Here is an 827-nt window from a genome sequence, read left to right as displayed (position 1 = left end):
CCTTTATCCAGCGAGTTAAAGACTACGCCATTAAAGCGGTTCGGGAAGCCAAAGTTCACACTGCCTGGCTTCGCCCCGATACCGAATATGAAGAAGCCACCCTTGCTTTCATCGATCAGATCCTGCAGTCCTCAAGCCCCTTCCTGGAGTCTTTCCTGCCCTTTCAGCGCAAAATTGCCCACTTTGGCATCTTTAACTCTCTCTCTCAAACCCTGCTGAAGCTCACCAGCCCTGGGATCCCGGATATCTACCAGGGCACGGAGCTGTGGGATCTCAGTATGGTAGATCCCGACAATCGTCGGCCCGTGGACTTTTCCCGTCGCCTAGCTTACCTCGAGGAAATCCAGCGGCGAATTAAGCAGGATTCCCTGCAACTGATCCAAGATCTTCTGCTCCACCGCCACGACGGCCGCATTAAGCTGTTTCTCATCCATCAGGTGCTAAAGGGCCGTCAGGAACAGCCGCAACTGTTTCTGGAAGGCAGCTATATCCCCCTGCAAGTAAGCGGCTCCTATGCCAACCACGTCATCGCTTTTGCCCGTCAGCACGACAAACAAGTCGTCCTGGTGGTGGCCCCCCGCTTCTTAACCTCCTTAATTGACGAGACGCAGGATCCCCTAGGGGAATTGGTTTGGAAAGATACGGAAATTCAACTGCCGCGCTGGAAGCGGCTGGACTGGGTGAACGGCCTCACCCAAGAAGGGATCCCAGCTGGCGACACCTTGCCGGTGGGCGCCGTCCTCAAGTCTTTCCCGGTGGCGCTGCTGTGGGGGCAATCTCGCTGAGGAACCTAGGGAGCCGCTGCCGCAGGGGTTAGGGTCTGGAAG

The 827-nt window shown here is 56.5% G+C and carries 1 pseudogene; it reads left to right on the top strand.

The window, feature by feature from the left end:
- Window positions 1-785, top strand: a pseudogene (locus NW858_RS08150) (malto-oligosyltrehalose synthase); the annotation flags it as partial.
- Between the last annotated feature and the right edge of the window lie 42 nt (window positions 786-827).

It is taken from the genome of Synechococcus sp. H55.10, assembly GCF_047502715.1.
In the GTDB taxonomy this organism is placed as follows: domain Bacteria; phylum Cyanobacteriota; class Cyanobacteriia; order Thermostichales; family Thermostichaceae; genus Thermostichus.
Note: the sequence above shows the minus strand (reverse complement) of the source record. Positions and strands in the feature narration are given on the sequence as shown.